A 6,761-nucleotide genomic window follows, 5' to 3' on the forward strand; every position below is an offset into this window, starting at 1 on the left:
GCTGCCGCGCGGACGGCCCCGCGTGGCGGGGTATCCCGCCCCCGCGACGTCATAGTCGAACGCCCACAACGCCCCGGGATACCGCCTTAAGCGGATGCCGTGACAGCACCACGCTTTTGGACCATCCGCGCCACCGGCTCCACCACGCGCGCCGCGACCGGTCCGAAGACCGCCATCAGCAGCACGTAGGCGGTCGCCAGCGCGGCCAGCTCCCCGTCCACCGCGCCGGACGCGACGGTGAGGCTGGCGATGACGATGGAGAACTCGCCGCGCGCCACCAGCGCCGCCCCGGCCCTCGCCCGGCCCATCGGACCGATGCCCTGACGCTTCGCCGCCCACGCGCCGGTCAGCACCTTCGTGACGGTCGTGACCGCGGCCAGCCCCAGCGCGAGCGCCAGCACCGGCGGGATCGACGACGGCTCGGTGTTGAGCCCGAACACCACGAAGAACATCGCGGCGAACAGGTCCCGCAGCGGTTCCAGCATCCGCGTCGCGTTCTCCGCCGTGGAGCCGGAGATCGCGATGCCGAGCAGGAACGCGCCCACCGCCGCCGACACCTGCAGCTGCGAGGCGACACCCGCCACGAGCAGCGCGGCGCCCAGCACCTTGAGCAGGAACACCTCGGGGTCCGGGCTGTCCACCACGGCCGACACGTAGCGGCCGTACTTCAGCGCCACCACGAGCACCACGGTGATCGCGGCCAGCGAGATGCCCACCGCCGTCAGGCCGCTGACGAAGCTCACGCCCGCCAGGACCGTGGTCAGGATCGGCAGGTACAGCGCCATCGCCAGGTCCTCGAACACCAGGACCGACAGGATCACCGGCGTCTCCCGGTTGCCGAGCCTGCCGAGGTCGCCGAGGACCTTCGCGATGATGCCGGACGACGAGATGTAGGTGACGCCCGCCATCGCCAGCGCGCCCACCGGGCCCCAGCCCAGCAGCAGGCCCACGACCGCGCCCGGCGTGGCGTTGAGGACGATGTCCACCACGCCCGCCGTCCACGACCGCTTGAGCCCGGTCATCAGCTCGCTCGCCGAGTACTCCAGGCCCAGCAGCAGGAGCAGGAGGATCACGCCGATCTCGCTGGCGATGTGCGTGAACTCCTCGATGCCGTGCAGCGGCACCAGGCCGCCTTCCCCGAAGGCCAGCCCACCGATCAGGTAGAGCGGGATCGGCGAGATGCCGATCTTCCAGGCGAGCCTGCCGAGGACGCCGAGCCCGAAGAAGATCGCGCCCAGCTGGATGAGGGAGATGGCCGTGTTGTGCACCTGGCTCAGCCACCGCCCAGGACGTCGGCTGTCGAGGCGAGGCCCTCGGACGTGCCGACGACGACCACCAGGTCACCGCCCTCGAACACGAAGTCGGGGCGGGGCGAGGGGTGCGCGTTGCCGGAGCGGACCACGGCCACGACCGACGCGCCCGTGCGGGTGCGCAGCTCGGTGGCGGCCAGCGTCTCGCCGTCGTACCGGGAGCCCGGCACGATCGGGAACTGGCGCGTGGTGATGCCCGCCACGTCCTTGTGCTGGTGCTCCAGGTGCGCGACCAGGCCGGGCGCGCCGAGCAGGCTCGCGAGCGTGCCCGCCTCGGCGGGCGTGAGCGCTATGGAGGCGGAGCACGCGTCCGCGTCCTCCTCCTTCGAGATGATCAGCTCGAAGCGGCCGTCGCGGTACGTGATCACCCCCATGCGACGCCCGGCTCGGATCATGAAGTCCTGACGGGTGCCGATCCCCGGAAGGGGGGTTACTTCGACGTTCACGGACTGCCTTCCTGCCTTTCGGGTTGTTCCCGCTGGAGCGCTTCTCGCGGAAACCGGGAAACCGCGATTGTGCCCCCGCTGCGGGAGGTGGGCGGACGGGGGACGGCGGTCGCCGCGGGTGCGCGGCGCTGGGCCGTTCGGAGCATCGTCCGGTTCCCGGCGCGACCGCACGCTACAAGCTGCGCGGACCGCGTGAAACGGGCGAACCTTGCTGTTCGCTGAAGGTCGGGCGGGACGATCGTCGCAGGTCGCGGGCTTTTCGGGCCTTTGGAACCAAACGGACTTTTCGCCACCGCCGAAACCTCGCCCGCGCCGCCTCCCCGGTTGTGAGCGGGCTCGCTGGATCCCAACGCGCGGGGCTCGGGGATTCATCCCGGAACGCCCTTTTCCACCCGTTTCGGCGAGGTGCCCCACCACCGCGCGCGGGCGAGCCCGCCGACCCCCGGAATCGCCGCCGTCCCCGCCGCGCGCGAATTCCGCCCGCCACCGCCCGCGCCGCCGCCGCGGACCCGCGCGGACCGCCCACCCGGCCACCGCCGGTGATCAGGCCCTTCCCGCCGCCCCCGCCCGTTCCCGGACCCCTGACCAGGGCGATTCGAAGGTGACCCCGCACACCGGGCACAATGAGCCGAATCAGACTTCTGCTCGGATCAGCGGCTCGGCTTGGAGGAACCTGCGGTGGGACACGGTGAGCTGCGTGGCGTGGTGGCCCTGGACGGGCCTTCCGGCACCGGCAAGTCCTCAGCCGCGCGCGGACTGGCCGCACGCCTGGGGGCTCGCTACCTGGACCCGGGCGCCATGTCCCGGGCGGTCGCGCTGGCGGTGCTGCGCGCGGGCGTCGACCCCCACGACCCGGTGGCGGTGACCGGGACCGCGCGCCGCGCGCTGCTCGTGCAGAGCACCGACCCGGCGAACTCGACCACCCGGCTCGACGGCGTCGACGTCGGCGCCGAGATCCGGGGCCCCGAGGTCACCCTCGCGGTGTCCCCGGTCTCCGCGACCGGCGGCGTGCGCGAGCTGCTGGTGGCCGAGCAGCGGCGGATCATCGCCGAGGCGGTCGAGCAGGCGGGCGGCATCGTCGTGGAGGGCCGCGACATCGGCACCGTCGTCGCCCCCGACGCGCCGCTCAAGGTCTACCTGACCGCCGACGCCGAGGCCCGCGCGCGCCGCCGCACCAAGCAGGACAACGACTCGGGGCGGGCGACGACGGTGGAGCGGACACTCGCGGACGTGACACGGCGGGACGACTACGACTCGACCCGCCAGGTGTCCCCGCTGCGCCCGGCCGCTGACGCCGTCGAGCTGGACACCACCCCGCTCGACCTGGCGGGCACGCTCGACGCGCTGCTGGCCATGGTCGAGGAGCGCGGGCTTCGCCACGAGCGGGTGACGGGATGAGCGAGCGCACCGACAGCGGTCCCCAGCGGACCCCCGAGAGCGCCGAGAGCGCGGGCGCCCCCGTGAGCGCCGCCCCCGCGCGCGTCGCGGAGTTCCCCAAGCTGCGCAAGAAGAGCGTCAAGCTCTCCTACGCGACCCAGCTGCCCGAGGGCGCCACCGACCTCGGCCACACGTTCGCCCGCTGGCTCGGCAGGCGCTTCTTCGCCTTCCCCTACCGGGTGCGCGCGCACAACCTGGAGCGCATCCCCGCCACCGGCGGCATCGTCGTCGTGGCCAACCACAGCTCCTTCGTGGACGGCCCGCTGATCTTCGGCGTCATCAAGATGCCGCGCCGCATGGTCTTCCTGATCAAGAACGAGATGTTCAAGGGCCTGGTGGGCGCGTACCTGCGCAGCGCGGGCCAGCTGGGCGTCAAGCGCGGCGAACCCGACCGCGCCACCCTGATCGCGGCGCAGAAGGTGCTCAAGGCGGGCGGCACGCTCGGCGTGTTCCCCGAGGGCACCAGGGGCGACGGCGACATGGCCAGCGCGCAGCAGGGCGCCGCGTGGCTCGCCCGCACCTCCGGGGCGCTCATCGTCCCGATGGCGGTGCGCGGCGCGCGCAGGCCGGAGGGCTCCCGCCGCCGGTTCCTGCCCGTGGTCGACATCCTCGTGGGCGAGCCGTTCGAGGCGTCCACCGCCAAGGGCAGGCAGGGCCTGGCCGAGGCAACCGAGCAGGTCCGCGACCGCCTCGCGGCGCTGGTGGCCGAGCTCGACACCAGACGAAGCAATGGAGAAGCACGATGACGGACTTGGACGGCACGTGGACGGACGAGTCCGACTGGACCGCCTTCGACGACGAGTCGGCGGACGCTGACGAGGCCACCCCGGCCCAGCCGGTGCTGGCCATCGTCGGCCGCCCCAACGTGGGCAAGTCGACCCTGGTCAACCGGATCATCGGCCGCCGCGAGGCGGTCGTGCAGGACGTGCCCGGCGTGACCAGGGACCGCGTCGCCTACGACGCCCTGTGGAACGGCCGGAAGTTCACCGTGGTCGACACCGGCGGCTGGGAGCCCGACGCCACCGGCATGATGGCCTCCGTCGCGGCGCAGGCCGAGCTGGCCATGCAGACCGCCGACGCGGTGCTGCTGGTGGTCGACGCGTCCGTGGGCGCCACCACCACCGACGAGGCCGTCGCGAAGGTGCTGCGCCGCTCCAAGGCGCCGGTGCTGCTGGTGGCCAACAAGGTCGACGACGAGCGGCTGATGGCCGAGGTCGCCACCCTGTGGTCGCTGGGCCTCGGCGAGCCGATGCCGGTGTCCGGCCTGCACGGCCGCGGCTCGGGCGACGTGCTCGACAAGATCCTGGAGGTCCTCCCGGAGACCCCGCGCGACACGTTCGGCGCGAACACCGGCGGCCCCCGCCGCGTGGCGCTCGTCGGCCGCCCGAACGTGGGCAAGTCGAGCCTGCTCAACCGCCTCACCGGCGAGAACCGCTCGGTGGTCGACTCGGTCGCGGGCACCACCGTCGACCCGGTCGACTCGCTGGTCGAGCTGGACGACGAGGTGTGGCGCTTCGTCGACACCGCGGGCCTGCGCAAGCGGGTCAACTTCGCCAGCGGCGCCGAGTACTACGCGTCGCTGCGCACCAAGGCGGCCATCGAGTCCGCCGAGGTCGCGGTCGTGCTGCTGGACGCGGGCGAGCCGATCAGCGAGCAGGACCTGCGGGTGCTGACCATGGTCGTGGAGTCCGGTCGCGCGTGCGTGCTGGCGTTCAACAAGTGGGACCTGGTCGACGAGGACCGCCGCAACGCCATGGTCCGCGAGCTGGAGCGCGGCCTGGTGCGCGTGCCGTGGGCCGAGCGCGTGAACATCTCGGCCCTGACCGGCCGCTCCGTGCGCAAGATCGCGCCCGCCCTGCGCACCGCGCTGGCCTCGTGGGACACCCGCGTGCCCACCGGACGGCTGAACTCGTGGCTGACCGACCTGATCGCCGCGACCCCGCCGCCGGTGCGCGGCGGCAAGCAGCCGAAGGTCCTGTTCGCCACCCAGGCGGCCACCAGGCCGCCGACGTTCGTGCTGTTCACGACCGGTTTCCTGGAGGCGGGCTACCGCCGGTACATCGAGCGCAAGCTCCACGAGGAGTTCGGCTTCGAGGGCAGCCCGGTGCGGATCTCGGTGCGCGTGCGCGAGAAGCGGGAGAAGCGCGCGAAGAAGTGATCCGGTTGCCCCGAACGGCGCAGTGAGGTTGCCTTTGCGCTGTGCCGGTGCGATTGGTCCTCGCGGACGACGAGCCGCAGCTCCGCCGGGGGGTGAAGGTCCTCCTGGAGGCGGACGGCCGGGTCGAGGTCGTCGCCGAGGCGGGTGACGGCGCGGCCCTGCTGTCCGCGGTCCGCGCCACCGCCCCGGACGTGGCGCTCGTGGACGTGCAGATGCCGGGAACCGACGGCCTGTCGGCCCTCCGCGTCCTCCTGGGCCGCCCGGACCCGCCCGCCGTGGCGGTGCTGACCACGTTCGACCTGGACGACTACGTGGCGACGGCCCTGGACGTGGGCGCCCAGGGCTTCCTGCTCAAGGACGCGGAGCCGGAAGTCCTGGTCAGGGCCGTGCTGGACCTGGCGGCGGGTGGCGCGGTCCTGGACCCCAGGATCGCGGCGAGGCTGCTGCCGAGGCTGAGGGCGGGCAGGCTGCTGCGCCCGAACCCCCAGCTGGACGCGCTGAGCACGCGCGAGCGCCAGGTGCTGGAGCTGCTGTCGGACGGCCTGCCGAACGCGGCGATCGCGGCGGAGCTGGGGCTGAGCGAGGCGACCGTCAAGTCGTACGTCAGCACGGTCCTGATGAAGCTGGGCGTGGAGAACCGCGTGCAGGCGGCCCTGGTGGCCCACCGGGTGGGCCGGACGTGGTGACCGCCCGCTCCCTGGTGTCCCCCGCAGCCGCGGCGGCCCTGGTCCTCCTGGTGGACGCGGGCCCCCACCCCTGGTCCGAACCCCTGGCTCTCCTGGCCTGCGCCGCCCTCCCCTTCCGCAAGGCGGCCCCCTGCGCCTGCCTCCCCGCTCTGATCGGCGGCCTGGGCTGGCCCCCCGCCGTGGTGGCCCTCTACCGCGTGGGCAGGCACGAGCGCCCCGCGCTGGCCGCCACCTGGGTCGTCGTGAGCTCCGCGGCAGCGGCGACCCCCTCGGTGGTCACCCAGTCCCCGCCCCTCACCCAAGCCGTCCTGACCTACGCGTTCACCCTCTTCATGGCCGTGATGCCCACAGCCCTGGGCGCGCTCCTGAGGATGCGCCAAGAGCTGACCGCGACCCTCTCCGAGGCCCGGAGGGCGAGAACGGCGGAGCTGGCCGCGCGGGAGGAGGGCGCCAGGGCGGCCGAGCGGGCGAGGATAGCCAGGGAGATCCACGACGTGGTGGGCCACCACGCCACCCTGATAGCCGTAGAGGCCGCGGCCCTCTCCGCGACCACCCCGGACCCGGAAACCAGGGCAGCCGCAACCCGCCTCCGCGCCCTGGCGAAGGAGTCCTTGGCGGAGATGCGCGCAACCCTGGGCCTTTTGAACTCCGCCCCCACCCCCAACACCCACCACGACCTCCCGGCCCTGGTGGCCAGAGCCACCGCGACCGGCGCCCGGATAAC

At 73.3% G+C, this 6,761-nt stretch carries 7 protein-coding genes; 5 read left to right on the top strand and 2 right to left on the bottom strand.

The annotated features are described in order from the left end of the window. Positions 1 to 86: 86 nt before the first annotated feature. Entirely contained in the window at positions 87 to 1,268 is a 1,182-nt protein-coding gene (locus tag ACTUAL_RS12125) for a cation:proton antiporter (RefSeq protein ID WP_096492192.1), read from the bottom strand. A 5-nt stretch (positions 1,269 to 1,273) separates the two neighbouring features. Continuing rightward, a complete protein-coding gene (locus ACTUAL_RS12130) occupies positions 1,274 to 1,756 on the bottom strand; it encodes a cation:proton antiporter regulatory subunit (RefSeq protein ID WP_015800451.1) in 483 nt (160 codons plus the stop codon). A 678-nt stretch (positions 1,757 to 2,434) separates the two neighbouring features. Here ACTUAL_RS12130 and cmk point away from each other — a divergent pair. The 5 genes from cmk to ACTUAL_RS12155 form a co-directional block, all read left to right on the top strand. Then, complete coding sequence (cmk, locus tag ACTUAL_RS12135; protein ID WP_440900303.1) at positions 2,435 to 3,154, top strand: (d)CMP kinase; 720 nt, start codon at positions 2,435 to 2,437, stop codon at positions 3,152 to 3,154. Further along, positions 3,151 to 3,939 carry a lysophospholipid acyltransferase family protein gene (locus ACTUAL_RS12140; protein ID WP_440900304.1) on the top strand — a complete coding sequence of 263 codons (789 nt, stop codon included), beginning with the start codon at positions 3,151 to 3,153 and terminating at the stop codon, positions 3,937 to 3,939. Before cmk ends, ACTUAL_RS12140 begins: the two co-directional genes overlap by 4 nt. Further along, positions 3,936 to 5,351 (top strand): ribosome biogenesis GTPase Der, encoded by a 1,416-nt coding sequence (gene der / locus ACTUAL_RS12145; protein WP_440900305.1) that lies wholly within the window; start codon positions 3,936 to 3,938, stop codon positions 5,349 to 5,351. Before ACTUAL_RS12140 ends, der begins: the two co-directional genes overlap by 4 nt. Before the next feature lie 41 nt (positions 5,352 to 5,392). After that, entirely contained in the window at positions 5,393 to 6,037 is a 645-nt protein-coding gene (locus tag ACTUAL_RS12150) for a response regulator (RefSeq protein ID WP_096492196.1), read from the top strand. Beyond that, the coding region (locus ACTUAL_RS12155; protein ID WP_440900306.1) for a histidine kinase at positions 6,034 to 6,761 on the top strand (728 nt) is incomplete at its 3' end. The genes ACTUAL_RS12150 and ACTUAL_RS12155, both read left to right, overlap by 4 nt.

The sequence above is a fragment of the Actinosynnema sp. genome, assembly GCF_052038725.1.

What these genes read in the sequence shown, in the direction of transcription:
- ACTUAL_RS12140 (WP_440900304.1), top strand. Translation starts at nt 3,151, where the DNA reads ATGAGCGAGCGCACCGACAGCGGTCCCCAGCGGACCCCCGAGAGCGCC.
- der (WP_440900305.1), top strand. Translation starts at nt 3,936, where the DNA reads ATGACGGACTTGGACGGCACGTGGACGGACGAGTCCGACTGGACCGCC.